Origin of the sequence: Streptomyces sp. SP18BB07, assembly GCF_036322545.1 — a bacterium.
In the GTDB taxonomy this organism is placed as follows: Bacteria; Actinomycetota; Actinomycetes; order Streptomycetales; family Streptomycetaceae; genus Streptomyces; species Streptomyces deccanensis.
Genome location: NZ_JAQYWT010000270.1, coordinates 1 through 19,793, shown reverse-complemented (window position 1 = coordinate 19,793; position 19,793 = coordinate 1). Strand labels below are relative to the sequence as shown.

Below are 19,793 nucleotides of genomic sequence, written 5' to 3'. Positions count from 1 at the left end.
ACTCGCGTTCTCTCGGCGCTCCGCCACATCACCCCCGACCACGGGCGCCGAGCGTGAGACGCTCCGGGCACGTTCGCGCTGTCAGCAGCCCGTGGTCGGCGGGACGTCGCAGTTGCCGTCGTGGGTGGTGCGGACACGGGCCAGGAGTGAGCGCAGGGTGTCGCGCTCCTGCGGGGTGAGCTCGGCGAAGAGCTCGTCCTCGACCCGGCCGATGGCGGCGTCGAGCTTGGCGGCGGCGACCGTGCCCGCTTCGGTGATCTCGACGATGTGACGGCGGCGGTCGGCGGGATCACGGCGCCGTCTTACGAGATCGCTGTCCTCCAAGGCGTTGAGGAGAGTGACCAGGACGCTTGGGTCGACGCGCAGCCGGGCACCGAGGTCGCGCTGGCCGAGCGGACCGCCGTCGAGGTGCATCAGCACGATCGCGTGGCGGGGCGTCACCCCGGAGGAGGTGAGTGCCTCCCGGATCCAGGCGTCGGTGACGCCTCCGTGCCGCGCCAGGAGCAGGGCGAGGCGGGAGTCGGGACCGGCGGATTCGGGGGTGTCGTCGCAGGTGGGGGAGGTTTCGTGAGCGCTGGTGGCGGAGGCGGTGCCGCCGGATCGTTCGCTGGCCATGGTCTGACCGTAGCAAGCGACGAAACAGTCGGTTGCAATTAATGATTGAAGTACTTACATTATTTGCGGCAGCTCACCGTTTTTGCCACCTCGTGCTCCTGGACCGATCGACGGTCCCCTTCTCTCTCCGGAGTTCTCCGTGTTCATCGCCTATGTCGTCCTCGCTGTCGTGCTGTCCCTGCTGCTGTTCGCCTCTGCCCGCGGCGACATCGTCCGCGATCCGAAGATCACGGAAGGGCTCAAGGCGCTCGGGGTCCCCGACAGCTGGTTCGTGCCGCTCGGCCTGGTCAAGATCGCGGGCGCTCTGGGCCTGCTCGTCGGCATCGCCTACCGCCCCCTCGGCATAGCGGCGGCGATCGGGGTGGTCCTGTACTTCCTGGGCGCCGTGATCACGCACATCCGTGCGGGTGACAAGAAGGGAATCGGCACCCCGGCCGTCATCATGCTCATTTCCGTGGCGCCGGTGGTGCTGGGCTTCGCGACGGTCTGATCGCGCTCCACGATCGCGATCGGACCAGCTCACGATCACGCGTCACCGCCACCAACTGTCCGGAACCCTGTCCAGCCCTCGGACTGCGTGAACGCCGCTTCGGTGATGGCGTGCCAGATCCCGGGTGCGCCCGCGGCCAGGGCCCGCCCGCCGAGGCCGGCGGCCCACTGTGCTTCGCCGACCGGCCTCGGCGCCGCCGACCGGGGCGAACCCGCGCACAGCGAAGTGCTCGTCGAGCCCACTTCAGGGTGGCCGAGAGCCACTTTCGGGCGCCCCGCACCGACAGGTCGATCGCCAACAGGTCGATCGCCAACAGGTCGATCGCCAACAGGTCGATCTTCGACAGCGTTGAGGCAAGCCCGCTCGCCCCGCCATGTGGCGCACGCCACGTTCAGTGCGGGAAATAAGTGGGACGGTCGGTCCACTTGTTCGGATCAATAAGTAGAGCCAGTCGGCGCACCTCGGATGACGCGCACGTGACTGATCAGGAGGCTGCCGTGATCCAGCCCGTATCGCCGCGGAATGGCGCATCCCCGTCGCCGAACCGGACAAAGCAGAAGACCGCGCGGGTCACGGCGCTGTGGGAAACGGCCGGTACGCGGCGTCCCAGCAGCTCGGCGCACGATGCCGGAGGGACCCGGTGAGTTGCGTGGCCGCCGGCGGCCCTCGCGCCCGCGGTACCCGGCGGGCGCCGCTTCTCAGCCGGACCCAGCCGATGGAGGCCCCCGTCCGGCGGAACCTACGGCGCGCGATGGCAGGCCTGGCCGTGGCCCTGCTCGTGTACGCCGGCCTCCTCGCCACGTCCGTCCGTGAAGAGGAGTCCTTGGTCGAGGCCGGCTGGACATCATCCGCCGCCGAACGTCTCCGCCCTTATGGAACCGTCGCAGCGGAGACAGGGACGGCGCTCGTCCACGATGCGGCACAGGTACTGACCTGGATCCTTGCCTTCGCCCCGCTGCCCCTGGCGGTGCTGAGCCTGCTCTGGCTGGCCCGGCGGGATCAGGGGGTCTACATGCGCCTTGCCGTCGCGTTGTTGTTGTCCGGCACGGCCGGGCTCGGTGTCTTCGCCTTGGTGCGGGGGGCACGCGAGGCGTCCCTGTTCGGTGACTACCTGGCGCTGCCCGGTGCCCGTGTCGGCTGGTACGTGCTGATGGCGCTGGCGGTGGTCGCCACCACCTCGAAGACCTGGCCCCGGGCGGCCGTACTGCTGATCGCGGTGCTCGCGGCGGTGACGGGGGCGTCGACCGGGGGCGACCTGTGGCTCGCAGCGCTGCCGGCCATGGTCGTACCCCTTCTGGCGTGGTACGCCGCAGGACACCTCCCGTACGAGAAGGAAAGGCATGCTCGCGGGGGCGCGGACGCTTCGCCTGCCGGGGAGTCGCGGGGACGGGTGCTGTCGTTCCGGCCCCGCACCCGGGTGCCTCAGCCGACGGACACCCCGGCACCAGCCCCGCTGCGAGAGGCGGGCTGACGGCCATGGACTTCGATGCTCTGGTCGAGGCGGCCGGATGGTGGTCGTACGTCGTCGTGTTCGCCCTGACGGCTGGTGAGACCAGCGCCTGTCGGTGTGCTGCTGCCCGGAGAGACCGTCATCCTCCTCGCGTCCGCGATCGCGGGCCGAGGCGACCTCGACCCCGTGCTCCTCGCCACCCTCGTCGTGACCGGTGGGATGACCGGCGACAGTCTCGGCTTTGCCCTGGGCCACTGGTACGGGCGACGCCCGAACGCCCGACTGACCCGCTGGGTACGGGACAACAGCCGGATCGGCAGGGCTCACGACTTCCTGACGCGTCATGGCGGGACGGCAGTGGTCGGGGGTCGGTTCATCGGTTTCGTACGGACCTTCCTGCCGTTCGCCGCCGGGGCGGCCGGCATGCCGTACCGCCGCTTCTTCCTCTTCAGCACGCTCGCCTCGCTGATCTGGGGGATCGGGAACGTGCTCCTGGGCTACTTCGCCGGTACCGCCGCCATCGACTTCCTGCACACGGCCGGACTGATCGGCGCGGCCGTGCTCGCCGCCGTGGCGGCGGCGCTGTTCGGTCTCGTATGGCTGCTCAGGCGCCGCCGCGGCGACGCGCGGGCGCCGTCCGCCGCAGTGGCTGCCGGTGCGGCCCTTCGGCGCGCTGAACAGGAGCCGATCCACCTCATCACCTCTTCGAAGGAGTAGTACCCATGGGATTCGAGGGTGCGGAACTGGCGGTCGTACCGCTGGACGCAGAACAGGCGAAGGACGCGGCCGCCACCGGCACCAAGGCCGCCAATCTGGCCCGTGCCGCCATGGCGGGACTGCCCGTTCTGCCGGGGTTCGTACTGGTGCCCGCAGACCGGGCACCGGAGGCGGTCGGCGGGGAGGACGCGGTGCGCTCCGCGTGGCAGGCACTGGTCGGCCCCCAGGAACGCGCGTTGGTCGTGCGTTCCTCCTCCGCGCACGAGGACACCGAGGACTCCTCGATGGCGGGGCGGTTCGAGTCGGTGCTGGATGTGCGGGGCTGGGAGGAGTTCACCATCGCGGTGCAGATCGTCCTCGACTCGGCCGGAGTGGTCAGGCAACTGCGCCCACCGGAGAAGGCCCCCGACCGTGACGGCATGGCGGTGCTGGTGCAGCCGATGCTCGAATCCGCTGTCGGCGGCGTGATGTTCGGCGCCGATCCGGTCGAGGGCCGCACCGACCGGATCCTCGTCAGCGCGGTCCCCGGCGGACCGCATCAGCTCGTCGACGGCAGCGCGCAAGGCGTGCGCTATCAACTGACCCGTCTCGCCCGCCTGGTGCGCACCGACCCGGCCGAAGCACGCGGCCGCCGGCTCCTGTCCCACCGGCGGCGGGTGAGGCTGGTGGACCTGGCCAAGAAGACCGAGCGGGCGTTCGGCGGGCCCCAGGACATGGAGTTCGGCTTCGACGCCGGCGGAAAACTGTGGCTGTTCCAGGCCCGGCCCATCACCGCGATGGCGGCCCGACCACTGCCCGGAGCGCGCCTGTTGGGCCCCGGTCCGATCGCCGAGACCCTGCCCGGGGTGCTCCAGCCGCTGGAGGAGGACCTGTGGGTGGCGCCGATGTCCCACGGCCTCACCCTCGCCCTCGACATCGCGGGCGCCGCGCCCCGGCGACAACTGCGCAGGCTGCCGGCGGTGACCACCGTGGAGGGGCGGGCCGCCGCCGATCTGCGGCTGCTGGGCGCCATCCCGTCGGCCCATCCGGTCCTGGACTTCGTCAACCCGGCGCCGGGGGCTCGCCGGGCGGGGGCTGCCTGGCGGATCGGGCGGCTGCGTTCGGCACTGCCGCTGCTGGCCGTCGACCTGATGGCCGACGTGGACCGGCAGCTGTCCGACTTTCCGCCGCCCCGGGAGATGCTCAGCGGCCAGCTGGTGGACGCCGTCGCCTGGGGCCGGCACGTCCTGTCGTCCCTGCATGCCCAGGAGTCTCTGGCAGGCGCGCTACTCGGCGCGGGCAGCGGTGCCACCGCGGCCGGCGAAGCGCTCGCGGAACTGACAGAGGGCCGCAGGCGGGGCCTGAGCGACGAGCAGCTGCTGGAACGCCACCCCGTTCTGCTGGCCCTGCTGCCCCCGACGCTCGGCGATCGCCCCCCGCTGCCCGCACAGACCGGGTGGACCACGGCGCCGCGGGGCGTGGGCGCGCTGCCCGTACGGGAAGGGCTGCGGCTGCGGATCCGCTGGGTGCAGGAGATGCAGGCCCAGCTGGTGCGGGAACTCGCCGAGCGGATCGACGCCGGTGAGTGCGGGTTCGGGTCCTCCCGGCTTGGGCTGCTGCGCTGGGAGGAACTGGTCGAGGCAGCGGACGGCAAGGGGTTGCCGGCCGATCTCGCCGCGCGGCTGCACCGCGAGGACACCGGTCCGCTGCCCGCCGTCTTCCGCCTGGCCGACGGCCGTCCCGTGGCCCAACTCCCGCCTGGACACCGGGCCTCGGGCGAGGGCCAGGGGGCCGGCGGCGGCTTCGGCACCGGCACGGCCTGGGACGGCCACGGCGAGCGCCCCGACCGTCCCGTGCTCGTGGTCCGCTCCCTCGACCCCGCTCTGGCCCCGCTGCTCCCGGGCCTTGCCGGTCTCGTCGCGGAGACCGGCAGCGCCCTGTCCCACCTCGCGGTGCTGGCCCGCGAATACCGCGTCCCCACCGCGGTCGGCGTATCGGCAGCTGTCGACCGCTTCCTCTCCGGAACGCCGCTCACCGTGGACGGCGGGACAGGAGAAGTGGCCGTGCGCGACACCGTCGGCGCGGCACCGGAACCTGCTTCGACACATGAGGAGTCGGCGGCATGAAGGCCATCAGACTGGTCGGCTACACCTTCGGCGGGCTGTCCGCCGCCTACGCCGGCTACTACACCGTGCTCTACCTGACCCGTTGGGAATGGCAGCGAGCCCTGATCTCCGCCGCCCTGCTGATCGTCGTCGAGGTCTTCCTCGCCACCGTCCTGCTGCTCACCCGCCTGAGTCGTCTGGAGGACCGGCTGGAGCGGTCCGACGCCCGTGTCGAGGAGGTTCGCAAGCGGCTCGAACAGAGTCGTGATCCGGTGTCGAACCCCTTCAACTGGCTTGCCGCCGTGGACCGGACGGAGCTGAACGGCACCCATCGGACGTTCGTCTTCGTCCCCGTCCTCATGGTGGCCGGCGCGGCCCTGTCCGGGATCGCCTTGGTCATCCAGAAAGTGGCGGGAGCCACCGCTCGGCCAGGCGCTGAGCGCCGCCTGGCCGGACGCCTGGCGGCGCTGACCGCCCCGCCGCTCACCGCGACCGCTCCCTTGGAAAGCCGCCCGGCGGTACCGCCGATCCGCACCGGTCGAAAGGCGCTCGCCGTCGCGGCGGCCGTCGGTGGACTGCTCCTGGTGCCCGTGCTGTGGTCCGCCCTGGCGGACGCGACCCAGACCCGGGCCGAGCCACGGCCGGACGCGGCGAGCACGACCATGGTCTTCCGCGTCGAGACGTACGGCGACCGGAGCGAGGGGGCCGTCCAGCTCGCCGCGCAGGATCTGTGGGAGACCTGCCGCCGCTCCACCGCGGCCACGAACGACAACGCCACGCTGAACCGGATGAACGACGGCGTGTACACGGGCGTCATCCGCCCCGCCCTGGCGTCGCACGACGTGCTGCGCCTGCGCGGCTGCCTCCAGGACGCCAACACCAACCGCACCAGCGCCGTCGTCCTGGACGAAGAACAGGCCGAACGCCGCAGCTGAGCATCTGCCAGGAAGGCACCGGTGAGGAGGGGAGGTCAGGGGGGAGGGTCTGCGCCTTGGTGATTGCCCTCTGATGCGCACTGGCGGATCGGTTGGGGATGCGCAATCCGCTCCGAGTGGCACGGTGTGGTGGTCATGGTGCGTCGTCGAGGAGGACAGGCGTGCTCCACGGCCGACGCATTTGTGAGCCCAGTCAGACGGACGGTGAGTGCCGGTGAGAGGTTCTGTAGTGGTTCAAGTAAGCGTGCTGTTCTTCGTCGAGTGACGGATTGTCCTCGCTCTCGACTGCCTCGCTGATGCGGTTCTCGATCCAGAAGCGGTAGGCCCACTTCTCGAAGGTGGGAGCGCAGTACTGGAGAGCCTCCATCTGCTCGTCAAAATCGTCGATGTCACTGTTCCCCTTGAACTCGCCGCCGCTGGCGTGGGCTTCGTACTCATACGCGTACTCGAGGTGGGAGTGCACCACGAAGGCCGAGCTGCCGGGACGCAGGTAGAAGTACCAAAGGACGCAGTCTTGCTGGTCGCGAAAGAAGCGGACAAGGAAGGCGCCGGTCTCGACCGGGCTGGGTATTGGCTCGGAAAGGCTGCTCCAGCAGCAAGTCAGCGACTGGTCGCCCAGGATGTCTGGAAGGTTCGCCGAAGTGAAGTAGGTGATGAAGTCCTGGGGGAGCGAAAGCCCCTTCAGGTCCAGCTCCTCCGTCACTGTTTCAAGCTCGGCGACGCGGTCCTCAGAGGTCCCGGCGTGCCCGCCGAGCCATTCGAAGGTCCCCTTGAAATGTCGTTCGTCCAACGGCGGCAAGGAATCGTGGGAGTACTGGTCGTAGGTGTTGGGACAGGAACGATGGCCACCCAGATCGCTTCCACTCCAACTGGCCTCGAAGCGGATGCTCATCTGTCTGATTCCTTCCGTGGCTCGCCGATCTGTTGTCGCCGAGCGAGAGATCCCGGTCATCGTATCCGCGGGCGCGCGCGGACTCTTCGATCCCTGGGACGAGCAGGTCCGGGATTGCGTCGGCGGCTTGCGCGCCCGGGCCGGCGTCCAGCCGGGCGCCCCCGGCCCGACCCGGCTGGTCAACGAACTCACATCGGGGAGTCGTGAGTTCGCCGATTTGTGGGCGCGCCACGCGGTGCGCAACCGCGGCCCCACGGCAGCAAGACCTTCCACCACTCCGAGGTCGGGGATCTCGCGCCTGGCTATCAGTCCATGCCCCTGCGCCGGCCGGAATGACGTGGCGGCGCGATCGGCTCGGCTCCATCGGCAGGGGCATGCGCGGCTCGACCGGCATCGCCCTCCCACCGCTGTGAACTGCCGCTGCCGCGCCAGATTTCCTCGACCGGCCCGCGGTTCTCCCGCATTCCGGGGCTGTCCTGGTTATGGAGCTTCGGTCCCCGCGGAGCGTCACTCCTCGCAGGCGTTCGCACCCGTGGTCCTGATCAGGCCGAGCAGTCGCCTCAGCACCGTCACATCCTGCTCGTCCAAGTCGGCGAACAGCTTCGCCTCGGCGGCCCGTACGGCGCTGTCGGCCTGGGTGACCAGTTCGGTCCCCAGGTCGGAGATCTCGACGACATGGCGGCGCCGGTCGGCGGGATCCCGGCGGCGGGTGACCAGTCCGTTTTCCTCAAGCCCGTTGAGCACCGTGACCAGCACGCTGGGGTCGACCCTGAGTTCCTCCAGCAGCGCCTGCTGGCTCACGCGCTCGCGCTCGGCCAACAGCCCCAGCACGTGCGCGTGGCTGAGCTTGAGCCCCTTTTCGGCGAGTGCCTGCCGGAGTTCTGTCTCGGCGACCCGGCCCATGCGGGCCAGGGTGAAGCTGACGCGGTCGGTGATCACACGTTGATTCTATCAATCATGCTCGATGATAGGATCTGGACAGTCATTGAGAGTGTTCAATGATTAGCTTGCTTCCATGGTCTGGTCTGCCAATCACAGGGGGTGGTCACCTTGACCGACTACGGTCACGACCTGCGCTTCGGCTCATTCCTCACCCCTCGGGCCCAGGATCCGCACCACGTGGTGGACCTTGCGGTGTTCTCCGAGCGGGTGGGCCTGGACCTGGTGACCTTTCAGGACCACCCCTACCAGTCGGCGTTCCTCGACACCTGGACGCTGATCAGCTGGGCCGCGGCCCGCACCGAGCGCGTCCACCTGACCGGTAACGTCACCAACCTGCCGATGCGGCAACCCGCGGTCCTGGCCCGCTCCGTGGCCAGCCTCGACCTGCTGTCGGGCGGCCGGATCGACCTCGGCCTGGGCGCGGGCGCGTTCTGGGACGCCATCGAGGCGATGGGCGGGCGGAGACTGTCGCCGGGCGAGAGCGTCCGGGCACTGAGCGAGGGCATCGACGTCATCCGCGGCGTCTGGGCGGCCGACGAGCGCGGCCCCCTGCGCGTCGACGGCACGTACTACCAGGTCAAGGGTGCCAAGCGCGGCCCGGCGCCCGCCCATGACGTGCCGATCTGGCTGGGTGCGTACAAGCCCCGCATGCTCCGGCTGGTCGGCGAGAAGGCCGACGGCTGGCTGCCCAGCCAGGGCTTCGTCACCCTGGGGACCCTGGCCGAGGGCAACGCGATCATCGACGAGTCGGCCGCGCGGCACGGCCGCGACCCACGTGAGATCCGCCGCCTGTTCAACATCCAGGGAGCTTTCGGCACCTCGGCAGACTTCCTCCAGGGCCCCGCCGAACAGTGGGTGGAACAGCTCCTTCCGTGGGTCCTGGAAGGCGGCATCACCACCTTCGTCCTCGCCACCGACGACCCGGCGACGCTCCAGACCTTCGCCGAGGATGTGGCCCCGGCCCTGCGTGAGGAGGTCGCCGCCGGACGCGCGGCCGCGGGAACCCCCACCGGCCGGGTCCGGGCGGCCGCCGCCCTCGCCGAGCGCCGTGCCGGCATCGACTACGACGGCCTGTCCGCGCCCCTCGCCGAGCGGGCCGTGGAGCCGGGGGACCGTGACTACCCCAAGGTGCGCTCCACCTACCTGTGGTCCGGCTCGCCCGGCCTCGTGCTGCGCCCCGCCACACCCCAGGAGGTCGCCGAGGCGCTGCGCTACGCCCGCGCCCAGGACGTGCCGATGGCGGTGCGCAGCGGCGGACACGGCATCAGCGGCCGCGCCACCAACGACGGCGGCATCGTCCTCGACCTCGGTGCCCTCGACGCCGTCGAGCTCATCGACCGTGAGCGGCGTCTGGTGCGCGTCGGCCCGGGCGCCCGCTGGGGCGACGTGGCCACCGCGCTCGCCCCGCACGGTCTCGCGATCAGCTCCGGCGACTTCGGGGGAGTGGGCGTCGGCGGGCTGGCGACCACCGGCGGTCAGGGCTTCCTCGGCCGCTCGTACGGTCTCACCATCGACCATCTCAAGGGCGCGGACGTCGTCCTGGCGGACGGCTCCCTGGTGCGTGCGGACGCCGAGCACCATCCCGACCTGTTCTGGGCCCTGCGCGGCGCCGGCGCCAACATGGGGATCGTCACCTCGTTCGACATCGAGGCCACCGAACTCGGCGACGTCGTCTTCGCCCAGTTCGCGCACGATGCCACCGACACCGCGGGACTCCTGCAGACATGGGGCAAGGAGATGGAGAGCAGCCCGCGCGAGCTGACCGCCTTCCTCGCCGTCGTCCAGCAGGGCGGCCGGCGCATCGCCCAGACGTACGCCGTATGGGCCGGTGACGACGCCGAGCGGGCGGTCCCGGCGCTGGAGCGCTTCCTGTCCATCGCCCCGGTCCTGCAGCAGAGCGCCCAAGTCGTCCCCTACGCGGCGGTCATGGCCCCGGTGCACCACCAGCACGACGGCCAGTCCCTGATGCGTGGCCGCGCCGCACTGGTGGACCACATCGACGCCGACACAGCCGCCCTCGTGGCGGGCCTGTTCGACCGCAGGGACATCAGCTTCTTCCAGATCCGCGCCGTGGGCGGTGCCATCAACGACGTGCCGGCCGATGCCACCGCCTACGCCCACCGCACGCAGAACTTCTCCTTGTCCGCCCTGGTCCGTCAGGGGCACGAGGAACAGATGGCCCAGGAATGGGAGAAGGTTCCGGCGACCGGCCTCTACCTCAGTTTCGAGACCCATGACCACGCCGCCGCGCTGACCAAGGCGTTCCCGCCGGACACCCTGGAGCGGCTGCGGCGGGTGAAGGGCGTCTACGATCCGCAGAACGTCTTCCGCAGCAACTTCCCCATCGGCCCCGCCGTCGCCCCGACAACGGCATGACCTCCGGGCGCGCCAAGGGAGGGCACCTTCCTCACGGCTGCCCGATCCGGGCAGACCTGACCGAGCAGACGCACCCCCCACCCCCCGTCCGGAGAACCCGGAAGACCCGGAAGGCACCCCGCCATGACACCGACGCCGGCCTCCCCGCTCCTCGCGCCGCCGAAGCTCGTCGCGACCGACCTGGACGGGACACTTCTGCGCAGCGACGGCACCCTCTCCCCGCGCACCCGCACCGCGGTGGCGGCCGCCGAGGACGCCGGCATCCGTGTCGTCCTCGTCACCGGCCGCCCGCCGCGCAGCGTGCCCTCGCTGCTGGACGCCATCGGTCCGCACTTCGTCATCGCGGCCAACGGAGCCGCCGTGTACGCGCCGGACGGGACCGCGGTGCGCACGGATCCGATACCGGCGCCCGATGCCGCCGGACTGGTGCTGCGGGTGCGCTCGGCGGTGCCGGGTGTGTCCTTCGCCTTCGAGTACGACACCGGCTTCGCCCACGAACCGGCCTACCCCAGCTGGTCGTACGGCGAGGATGCCGTCGACCTCATCGGCGCGGCCGACGAACTCCTGGCCGGATCCCCGGCGCGTCCGGTGGTCAAGGTCCTCGCCCACCATCCGACACTGCCGCTCGATGTCTTTCACCACCAGGCGCGGCACGCCGCAGGCGACCGGGCCGAGACGACCCACTCCACGGGCCTGTCCCTGGTGGAGTTCAGCGCACCCGGCGTCACCAAGGCCACCACCCTCATGGCGTGGAGCGGTGAGCTCGGCATCGGCAGGGACGAGATCGCCGCGTTCGGCGACATGCCCAACGACCTGCCCATGCTCCGGGCGGTCGGTATGTCCTACGCCATGGCCAACGCCCACCCCGAGGTCCTGGCCGCCGCCCACCATCGCACCTCCTCCAACGACGAGGACGGCGTCGCCCGGCAGCTCGAACGGTTCGTCGCCGTCGCCGCCCCACACGTTGATGGCCACGTGGGCGGCGTGCCCCCGCTGCCGGCCAGCGCCCTGCCGGACCGGGCGCACCGCCGCCGCTGGTGAACAGCAGGGGTGCCGGCACCTGCCTCGCGCATCGCGGGCAGCACCGTGCCTGCGGCGGCGCCGTAGAAGACGTACTCGATCTGCGGCTGCAGATGGTCGACCGTGGCCTCGGAGGGTGCGACCAGGGTGAGGTCGGGCTGCCGGGGCGTGCGCAGCCGGCGAGTACTCCAGTACGTCGATGCCGCCGAAGCGGGCCTTCACGGTGTCGGCAGGCCGACGTCAGCCCGGGCGGCGGTGAGCGCGGCGGGTGGAAGCCGTGAGGCTGTCTTGAGTGCGGCGATGTGCCGGGCGCGTTCTTGCAGTTCTGGCGGCCTCCTCCAGGAACTCGACAAGCGTGGGGGAGAGGCCGGCCAGGCCCGCGGTCACCGCGAATGCGTGCCCGGTGTGTGACCGAACGCGCGACGGAACACGTCGATGAAGGCGCTGGGGGACGACCATCCGCACTGGTTCGCGACCTTGGTCACCGGGGTCTGCTCGGCCAGCAGGACCAGGGCGCGATGCAGGCGCAGTTGGGTGCGCCACTGCGGGAAGGTCATCCCCAGGTCCTTGTTGAACAGGCGTGAGAGCGTCCGGTCGCTGGCTCCGACCTCCCGGCCCAGTTCGGCGAGCGTGCGGCTGTCCGACGGGTCGGTGCGCAGCAGGTCACAGACCGTTCGCAGCAGCGGGTTGCTCGGGGTGGGCAGGTGCAGGGGTTGCTGCACCGAGATCCGCAGCTGGTCGAGAAGCACCGCGCGCAGCCGCGCCCGCTGCGGGCTGCTGTCGTCCTCGGTGCGGGTATAGGTGATGATCAGCTCGCGCAACAGCGGGCTCACCGCGAGCACGGTCGGGGTGTCCAGGTGCAGCGGGTCCTCCGACGGGGGTAGTCCCACCAGGTGCAGTTCGAGTTCACCGTGTGCCTGATGGGCGTGAACGGTGCCGGCCGGGATCCAGATGGCGCGAGTCGCCGGGGCGACCCAGGAACCGGCGCTGGTGGTGACGGTCAGCACTCCCCGGCCCGCGTAGACGATCTGATGGTCGTCATGTCGGTGCGCTTCGATTTCCCCACCGGAGGCCAGTCGCTGGGTGCGGGTGGGGGCCACGGGTGTATGGCGGACTTCCGTCATTGTCTGGCAGTTTATCGGAAGCGCGACGCGTTGAGCGCCGCACAGGATGACGAGGTGAGAAGAAACCTCTCGATCCCCCTGCTGTCCGTCGGGCACGGCTGCGTCGACGTCTATCAGGGTGCCGTCGCCGCCCTCGTGCCCTATTTCGTCGCCGAGCGCGCGTACAGCTACGCGGCCGCCTCGGGCATCGTGCTCGCGGCCTCGACACTGTCCTCGGTGGCCCAGCCGGTCTTCGGCCTGCTCACCGACCGCCGGGCCATACCCTGGCTGCTCCCGGTCAGCACCCTGCTCGCGGGCCTGGGCATCGCACTGAGCGGGGTGAGCGACTCCTACGCCGTCACGCTCGCGGTCGTGGCGGTCTCCGGGGTCGGAGTGGCGGCGTACCACCCGGAGTCCGCGCGGGTGGCCAGGGTCGCCGGCGCCGGCAGACACAGCGCGATGGGCTGGTTCTCGCTCGGCGGCAACCTCGGTTTCGCGCTGGCCCCGCTCATGGTCGCCGCAGTGGTCGCTATCGGCGGACTGCGGCTGACACCGTTGCTCCTGCTGCCGGCTGTGGTCGGTGCCGCGCTGTGCCTGCCCGTGCTGCGGGTCCTGGAGACCCGGCTGTCCGACTCGGCCAGGTCCGCGGTGACGGGCCGGGACGACGCCGCGTCGTTCGTCCGGCTCTCCCTGGCCGTGGTGTGCCGTTCCATCGCGTTCATCAGCCTGGGCACGTTCATCTCGCTGTACGCCACCGAGCGCATGGACGGCAGCAGGGCCGCAGGCACGGCCGCACTGTTCCTGCTGTATCTGGGAGGCGCGGTGGGCAGCGTTCTCGGCGGTGCGCTTGCCAACCGCTGGGACCGGGTCCGGGTTTCGCGCTGGTCGTACCTGCTGACAGCCGGATCGATCGCTGGACTGATCTTCGTACCGGGCCCGGCCCTCTACCTGTTCGTCGCCCTGACCTCGGCCGGCCTGTACGTCCCCTTCTCGCTCCAGGTCACCCTCGGCCAGGACTACCTACCCTCGCGGGTCGGCACCGCCAGCGGCATCACGCTCGGCCTCACCGTGAGCATCGGCGGCCTGATCAGCCCGCTCATCGGCACGCTGGCCGACCGGACGTCACTTCAGACGGCCCTGACCCCGCTGATCCTGATGCCCGTGCTGGCCTGGCTGCTGTTCCGTACCCTGCCCGAGCCCCGCGTCCCGTCCCTGTCCGGCACCACCGCATCGAAGGGAGGAGACGCCGATGCCGAACATCCTCCCGTCCCGCCCGGCCTGCGCTGAGGACCTGGTCTCCCCACTCCGCCCCGAGCCGACGACAGGCGACCCGGAGTTGGCGACGACGGACAGATGCCCGCTGCGGTCCCGGGGCCGCAGCGGGCACCACAGACCGGCCGACCTGGCGCCAACTGTCCGGCCGGGAGCGCCGTGGGCCCAGGAGTACGACTCCAGTCCGATCGGGCGCGCGTGGTTCCGTACCGTTTTCATCGTCCTGCGGTCCGTGAGCGGGCGGTTGCTGCCGTAGGCGAATCCGGACGTCGCCTTCGTCGAGTACACGAACTCCAGGCGCGCGACTCCCGGTTCGTTCCGCACCGTCCACTTCTCCGTCCACGGAGTGGCCGCGTCCCATTCGATCCACACCGTCCGGGCCCGCTCGCCGTGGATCTGTTCGGTGGCCAGCCGGTAGATGCCGGTTCGCTTCTCCGGGGCGGTGCTGCCGAAACCCTCGACGGTCCTGACAGGGCATTTACGCACCCCCGGCGGACTCGCCTTCTCCCCGGGAGCGCAGTCGGCGCCCGGGGTGATACCCGCGGGGACCCGCGCGGCCGGCTCCCGCTGGTTCCAGAAGTAGCTTCGTGCCGACACCGTGCCGGAGGCGGCGTCGAATCGGTACCAGCCAAGACGTACCCAGTTCCGCGGAGCCGCGCCCTTGAGGTATCCCGTGGAGACGACGAAGTTCGACTTACCGCCCGGCAGTTCGGCCGGCACGGCCTGTACCGGCGCCACAACGGCCAAGGTCAGTACCAGCAATACCCGTAGCTGAGTGATCACGTCGTCGACCCTGGCCCCTCGCGCGGCCAGGCACCCCACAACACGCAGTACGACCACCCGGCGCTCCGAGGCGAGAACCAGCAGTGCAACGCATCCGCGCGCCCCGCAGTCATCAACCCGACGTGGGCTTCGCGGCCCTCAAAACTGACCTTGAGGCTGATGACGCCGCTGGCGGCGTTCCAGATCCTGGTGCCGCTGGGCTCGCCGGTCACCATCGCTCCCGCCGCGCCGCGCACGATGAACGGCTCCTGCAGTTGTGCGGGCCGGTGATCTCGACCAGTCCCGCCTCCAGGCCCAGACGATCTCCTCGGCCAGCAGCCGCGCGCACCGGCCCAGGCCCGTGCCGGGCGGGTTCTCGGTGGGCTCGGCCACCAGGCGGGCGACCATCTCTTCGGCTCGCGACTGAAGCCACGCGGCGACAATTTTGTTTCACCCGCGCCAGGACGGGCGGATGTCGAACATCGAGCTCGTGGCCCGGGTAGGGCTGACACCCCCTCCGTGCCTACGACGGCTCAAGTGACTGGAAGAGCGCGGGGTGATCACCGGCTACCGGGCGATCGTCGACCCTGCGGCCACGGGGCGAGGCGTGGAAGTCATCGTTTCCGTCGAGGTCTCCGTCACTGACGTCGACAGCCTCCGGCACTTGCTTCGAGGCAACCGACCATGATCGTTCTCGCCGATAACCGCTGCACCTGCGTTCGGGTTGTACGGTAAGCGGTGTAACTCCCGTGCTAGAAGCGACAGTTGATGGCTGACGTGACGAGTGACACCGGGGCGGAAAAGGCCGCTGTAGGTGCGACGAGCACCGTGGATGACGGGCTGGTCGCCGAACTGGTGGCCCGGGCCCGGGCCGGTGGGGGGAAGCTCACCGGGGAGGGCGGCCTGCTGCACCAGCTGACCAAACGGGTACTGGAGTCCGCACTGGAGGGCGAGCTCACCGATCACCTGGGGCACGAGCCCGGTAAGTGCCTGTTGTCGATCCCAAGATCGTTCTGGGGAAGGCTAGCCACTGGTGGCCTGGCCGCCGGTGCCAGCCATCTGGTGCGCGTGCTGAAGGTACGCCACGCTGGTCATCGGCAGGACCAGGGGGAGGGCGTGATGAGGTTGTTTGCTTGCGGCGATGAACATGCGGTCATTTTCGACTCCGTGATCACCGACGGGGCTTTCTGGCCGGGAGGTCGAGATTGACCGCGGCTGAGCGGCATTCGAGCCTCGCTCCGCGAGGTGTCCTGCGCTGGCCATTGGGCGTGCACATCGTCGTAGTGCTAGTGCTGGCCGTGGCCGCAGCGCTCACAGTCTTGGGACTGCTGTGGCTGATGCTGGGGGAGCCGCGCGTTCAGGTCTCTGGACCGCTCAAGCCCGGTGACACCTACGACGCCATCAAGATCGCACTGGCTGTGGTCGCCGGAGTCGGCGGGGTCGTGGCACTCGTGGTCGCCTATCGACGCCAGCATCTCAATGAAGCGACCGACCTCCGCGAGTATGGCAAGGCGCTGATCGAACGGTTCGGCGCCGCGGCCGAACAACTCGGAGCTGACCAGCCAGCCGTACGCATGGCCGGCGCGTACGCGATGGCACGGCTTGCCGACGAGTGGCCGCAGGAGCGGCAGATGTGCATTGACGTGCTGTGCGGCTATCTGAGGATGCCGCATGCTCCCGATCCACCCACCGATGATCAGGCGCTGGCGTCGTGGCAGCGCGAGCGGGAAGTACGCGTAACTGTTCTGGGACTCATCGCCGCCCACCTGCGCAACGGTGCGCCCGCGTCCTGGCAGGGCTACGACCTCGACTTCACCGGTGCTGTCCTTGATGAAGCCGACTTCCGTGGTGCCCGCTTCACCGGCGGCGACGTCCTCTTCGTCAAGACCCTCTTCGCCGGCCACGGAACGGACCAGATCATCTTCGATGAGGCCGACTTCGCGGAAGGCGCCCACGTCTACTTCCGGCTCGCCGAATTCCGCAGTGGCACCGTCCGCTTCAACCGTTCCGAGACGCTGCCTTCACAAGGGGCGAAGTCCCGTTCGAGGGCGCTGAGTTCTCCGATGGCACCGTCGACTTCACCGGCGCGATCTTCACCGGCACCACAGTCAACTTTGGTGAACACCATCTCCCTTCCATCTACCGCACGGCACCGCCAGCCCGCTTCAGCGGTGGCACCGTCGACTTGTCCCAAGTGGCCGATTTCAGCCACCCCCCGAGATTCGGCCTGCAGGTGATGCCCTCTGGACTGCGGCTTCCCTCAGGCACCAGCATTTCTGACCTGGCCTGAGCTCGTCCGTCCGGTCCAGCGGACTGATCAGGCAGCTTCTGGCATCACGTAGCCGTGGGTGACGTCACGGCGTTCGGATGGGTGGGTCTTGCGGCGGGTGAGCCGTCGGGTCATCAAGGTGATGGCGGCCTAGTACTCCAGTCTGATTTCGCGATCTATGTAGCAGGCTTGTCGGCGGCTCGTCGCCGGTAGTGGCTGTGTCGGGCTGTTGCCTGATGGCGTCTGCGCCAGGTGGACCAGTTCAGCAGCCTGGCCACTGACAGATCCGGGGGGCCGAAAGCGGCGGCGAACAGGTGACGTATCTCCGGGACGGTCAAGAGCATCGGATCCCTGGCAGTGGTCGAGTCCGACCTGGCCCTTGGCGGCCTGGAAGCACTCCTCGACGCTCCAGCGGATGCCGGCGACGCGTACCAGCTCCGCAAGGGTGACCGTGGTGGGTGACCAGCACAGGTAGAAGGCCAGTTCACCGGTGGTGCGGTTGCGGCGGATCAGCAGATGGCGGTGTTCGTCGGTGCCGATGTGGATCCATGCCCAGTCGTGACCATGTCGGTGCGTGCGCCCTGGCTCGTCTCGTGCGCGGTGAGGATCGTGCGGCAGAAGGAGTTGACGGTGAGGTGGTTGTCCAGCTCGACCGTGCGGCCGTCCGGCAGTTCTACCGTGCCGGTCATCGTGGACAGCAGGTAGCAGTACATGCGCGTGCCGTTGGCGGTGGGCCAGTGGCTGTAGGCCCGGCCGTGGGAAGCGATCTCGACGTCCACCTTGGCACCGTCATTGGCCATGGACAGACGCCACTTGACCGGGAGGTTCATGCCGGTGCGCGGGTCCTCCCACTTCTCGGTGACCTCGAACTCCATGTCACCGCGATCAGGCGCCATGTTGACCTGCTGGTCGGCGTACTTGACGAAGCCCAGCTGGAGCCCGTCGCGCGGCTGGAAGAAGTTGATCTTGACGTCGTCCTTGATGGTGTAGAGCCACCACATCCAGTTGGGGGCGGGCAGGTTGGCGACCGGGTCGTTCGACTGCCCGGTGATGATGTGTTCGCGCACGCCGTAGCCGTCCGTCAGCTCCAGCGTGTGCGCGGAGGTGCGGATCGTGCCGTCGACCCCGACGAAGACGTCGTAGCCCGCGCGGTCCTGTGCGTGTGCCTCGGCGAACGGGCCCCAGTTCCACAGGGGGCTGCCCTTGGCCTGGTAGGTCAGGTCGAACTCGGCGTCGCCGGCGGAGCCCTCCAGGCGCCACTGCGGCGGCTGGGCGACGAACCGCAGGCCGTCGAAGTCCCAGGTGACCTGGTCGTCGTCCTCGGTGATGCTGAACTGGTCACCGCGCAGGCGCTCGCTCGGGGTCCAGCCGACCCGCACGAAGTCGTTGTCGGTCATCTTGCCGCGCTGGGACTTCGGAACGACGATGAGCTGCACTTCGCGCTCCGCGCTCATCCCCGGGCCCCATACGCCCTTGCCGTTGCCGGAGAGCGCGTATCCGGCCGCCCACAGCAGCACGTCGTGATCGCCGGCCTCCGCCACCACGCCCAGCGCGGTCTCCTCCCAGATGTCCGTCTGGCTGGAAGGGACGGCGAGCGCCTCGAAATGGCTCTTCTCGTCCTCCAGCGTCACCGGAGCGTCCGAGTGGTCGATCTTGGTGTACTTGGCGTTGTATTCGTCGGACAACTCTGTACCTCTTCCTGATGTCGCGGTCGTGGTGACCGATTGCCTCCGGACGCGCCCATGGCCGTGCCCGGAAGAGTGAGTGATGGCGAGTGCGGGTTGGGAAGGTCAGCCGTGCGACGACGGGCCGCACAATGGCATCAGGACCCGGTCCACGAAGGTGCGGATCCGCTCGTCGCCAGGTGGCTCGTCGCGTACGAGGATTTCGTGCAGGAAGAACGAGCGTGCCGCGTCGGCCACGAGTTCCGGGTCGACATCGGGGTGCGTCTGTCCGCGCTCCGCGGCGTCCTGGAGCAGCACATCGCAGTACGTGGTCTCGTGCTGACGGATGGCCTGACGGGCCACGGATCCCAGGTCGCCGTCGACGCGGGAGGCGACCAACAGGCCGATCACCAGGTTCGCGGACGCGCGGTAGGAGCGAGCCTGCGCCTCCAGATTCGCGACGAGTGCCTCTCGTAGGTCGTCCTTGCGGATCAGCGGTGGCACGCCATCCAGCTCGCGCTCCACGGCGCGGCGCAGTGCTGCGACGAGCAGGTCGTCCTTGTTCGCCCACCGACGGTAGGCCGTCTTGGTGCTGGCTCCCGCGAGCTCGCAGACGGCTGCCACGGTCAGCTTGTCGTATCCGACCGAGCTGAGGACCTTGAGTGCGGCGTCCAGCAGTGCCGCTTCTCGCTCCGCGCTCATCGGACGCCCTGGAGGTCTGGTGCTGGTCGTGCTCATGGTGGGTGCCTCCTGCCTTTACTATGGAAACGACACTATGTCGTTTCCTTGTGTGCGTCAAACCGAACGCGGATTACAGTGCCGGACGGCTGCCGCCCCCGGTGGGGCGAAGGGCAACGCCCGTCCGATCACCTTGACCGTCCCCGAGATCCGCCATCTGCTTGTCGCTGTCTTCCATGCACTGGTCGTGACCGCGGCCAGACTGCTGCACTGGTCAACCTGGCGCAGACGCCACCAGGCAACAGCCCGGCGCACCCACTACCGACGGCGCACTGCCAACGAACCCGCTGGATAGATCACGAAACCGCACAGGAGTACTAGGTCCAATGCCGTTGCTTTACGGGTCTGCTGGTTGGGGTCGTTTGATGCGGACAGCTCGGGTTCCGGTGAGGGTGGGCTGGGGCCATGTCAGGTGCTCAGCCCGCTTGAGCCAGTAGTTGGACATCTTGCGCTTGACGACACGG

At 69.5% G+C, this 19,793-nt stretch carries 15 protein-coding genes and 5 pseudogenes; 13 read left to right on the top strand and 7 right to left on the bottom strand.

Annotated elements, in window-relative coordinates; genetic code table 11:
* Positions 1-81 precede the first annotated feature (81 nt).
* Positions 82-615, bottom strand: coding sequence for a MarR family winged helix-turn-helix transcriptional regulator (locus PUR53_RS11875; protein ID WP_329894637.1), 534 nt, complete (start codon positions 613-615; stop codon positions 82-84).
* 139 nt (positions 616-754) lie between these two features.
* Between PUR53_RS11875 and PUR53_RS11870 the strand changes: the two genes are divergently transcribed.
* The 5 genes from PUR53_RS11870 to PUR53_RS11850 all read left to right on the top strand — a co-directional run bounded on the left by PUR53_RS11870 (position 755) and on the right by PUR53_RS11850 (position 6,291).
* On the top strand, positions 755-1,105 hold the full coding sequence (locus PUR53_RS11870; RefSeq protein ID WP_329894636.1) for a DoxX family protein: 351 nt from the start codon (positions 755-757) through the stop codon (positions 1,103-1,105).
* A gap of 751 nt (positions 1,106-1,856) precedes the next feature.
* Complete coding sequence (locus PUR53_RS11865; RefSeq protein WP_329894635.1) at positions 1,857-2,576, top strand: hypothetical protein; 720 nt, start codon at positions 1,857-1,859, stop codon at positions 2,574-2,576.
* A gap of 75 nt (positions 2,577-2,651) precedes the next feature.
* A complete protein-coding gene (locus PUR53_RS11860) occupies positions 2,652-3,272 on the top strand; it encodes a DedA family protein (RefSeq protein WP_329908276.1) in 621 nt (206 codons plus the stop codon).
* Positions 3,273-3,277: 5 nt separating this feature from the next.
* On the top strand, positions 3,278-5,377 hold the full coding sequence (locus PUR53_RS11855; RefSeq protein ID WP_329908275.1) for a PEP/pyruvate-binding domain-containing protein: 2,100 nt from the start codon (positions 3,278-3,280) through the stop codon (positions 5,375-5,377).
* Complete coding sequence (locus PUR53_RS11850; RefSeq protein WP_329908274.1) at positions 5,374-6,291, top strand: hypothetical protein; 918 nt, start codon at positions 5,374-5,376, stop codon at positions 6,289-6,291. The genes PUR53_RS11855 and PUR53_RS11850 overlap by 4 nt, the downstream gene beginning before the upstream one ends.
* A 193-nt stretch (positions 6,292-6,484) precedes the next feature.
* Here the strand turns inward: PUR53_RS11850 and PUR53_RS11845 are convergent, their stop codons facing one another.
* Positions 6,485-7,183, bottom strand: a complete 699-nt coding sequence (locus tag PUR53_RS11845) for a hypothetical protein (RefSeq protein ID WP_329908273.1) — start codon at positions 7,181-7,183, stop codon at positions 6,485-6,487.
* Here PUR53_RS11845 and PUR53_RS48160 point away from each other — a divergent pair.
* Positions 7,176-7,430 (top strand): annotated as a pseudogene (locus PUR53_RS48160) (MmyB family transcriptional regulator); the annotation flags it as partial. The gene PUR53_RS11845 and the pseudogene PUR53_RS48160 overlap by 8 nt on opposite strands.
* Positions 7,431-7,690: 260 nt before the next feature.
* Here PUR53_RS48160 and PUR53_RS11840 read toward each other — a convergent pair.
* A complete protein-coding gene (locus PUR53_RS11840) occupies positions 7,691-8,122 on the bottom strand; it encodes a MarR family winged helix-turn-helix transcriptional regulator (RefSeq protein ID WP_329908272.1) in 432 nt (143 codons plus the stop codon).
* A gap of 111 nt (positions 8,123-8,233) precedes the next feature.
* Between PUR53_RS11840 and PUR53_RS11835 the strand changes: the two genes are divergently transcribed.
* Both PUR53_RS11835 and PUR53_RS11830 read left to right on the top strand, forming a co-directional pair.
* Positions 8,234-10,501, top strand: a complete 2,268-nt coding sequence (locus tag PUR53_RS11835) for an LLM class flavin-dependent oxidoreductase (RefSeq protein WP_329908271.1) — start codon at positions 8,234-8,236, stop codon at positions 10,499-10,501.
* 123 nt (positions 10,502-10,624) lie between these two features.
* Entirely contained in the window at positions 10,625-11,542 is a 918-nt protein-coding gene (locus tag PUR53_RS11830; RefSeq protein ID WP_329894628.1) for an HAD family hydrolase, read from the top strand.
* 362 nt (positions 11,543-11,904) lie between these two features.
* Here the strand turns inward: PUR53_RS11830 and PUR53_RS11825 are convergent, their stop codons facing one another.
* On the bottom strand, positions 11,905-12,645 hold the full coding sequence (locus tag PUR53_RS11825) for an AraC family transcriptional regulator (RefSeq protein ID WP_329908270.1): 741 nt from the start codon (positions 12,643-12,645) through the stop codon (positions 11,905-11,907).
* A 54-nt stretch (positions 12,646-12,699) separates the two neighbouring features.
* On the opposite strand from PUR53_RS11825, the gene PUR53_RS11820 reads away from it, so the two are divergent.
* The 5 genes and pseudogenes from PUR53_RS11820 to PUR53_RS11800 all read left to right on the top strand — a co-directional run bounded on the left by PUR53_RS11820 (position 12,700) and on the right by PUR53_RS11800 (position 16,895).
* Positions 12,700-13,911 (top strand): MFS transporter, encoded by a 1,212-nt coding sequence (locus PUR53_RS11820; protein WP_329908269.1) that lies wholly within the window; start codon positions 12,700-12,702, stop codon positions 13,909-13,911.
* Positions 13,874-14,152: a hypothetical protein gene (locus PUR53_RS11815; RefSeq protein ID WP_329908268.1), complete on the top strand. Its 279-nt coding sequence runs from the start codon at positions 13,874-13,876 to the stop codon at positions 14,150-14,152. The genes PUR53_RS11820 and PUR53_RS11815 overlap by 38 nt, the downstream gene beginning before the upstream one ends.
* 951 nt (positions 14,153-15,103) lie before the next feature.
* A pseudogene (locus PUR53_RS11810) lies at positions 15,104-15,304 on the top strand (Lrp/AsnC family transcriptional regulator); the annotation flags it as partial.
* Between the two features lie 122 nt (positions 15,305-15,426).
* Positions 15,427-15,636: pseudogene (locus tag PUR53_RS11805) on the top strand (IS256 family transposase); the annotation flags it as partial.
* Positions 15,637-15,926: 290 nt separating this feature from the next.
* A complete protein-coding gene (locus PUR53_RS11800; protein ID WP_329908267.1) occupies positions 15,927-16,895 on the top strand; it encodes a pentapeptide repeat-containing protein in 969 nt (322 codons plus the stop codon).
* A 208-nt stretch (positions 16,896-17,103) separates the two neighbouring features.
* Here PUR53_RS11800 and PUR53_RS48155 read toward each other — a convergent pair.
* The 3 genes and pseudogenes from PUR53_RS48155 to PUR53_RS11790 all read right to left on the bottom strand — a co-directional run.
* Positions 17,104-17,608: pseudogene (locus PUR53_RS48155) on the bottom strand (IS701 family transposase); the annotation flags it as partial.
* 92 nt (positions 17,609-17,700) lie between these two features.
* Positions 17,701-17,928, bottom strand: a pseudogene (locus PUR53_RS48150) (lipocalin family protein); the annotation flags it as partial.
* A gap of 789 nt (positions 17,929-18,717) precedes the next feature.
* Positions 18,718-19,329: a TetR/AcrR family transcriptional regulator gene (locus PUR53_RS11790; protein WP_329908265.1), complete on the bottom strand. Its 612-nt coding sequence runs from the start codon at positions 19,327-19,329 to the stop codon at positions 18,718-18,720.
* Positions 19,330-19,793: the final 464 nt, after the last annotated feature.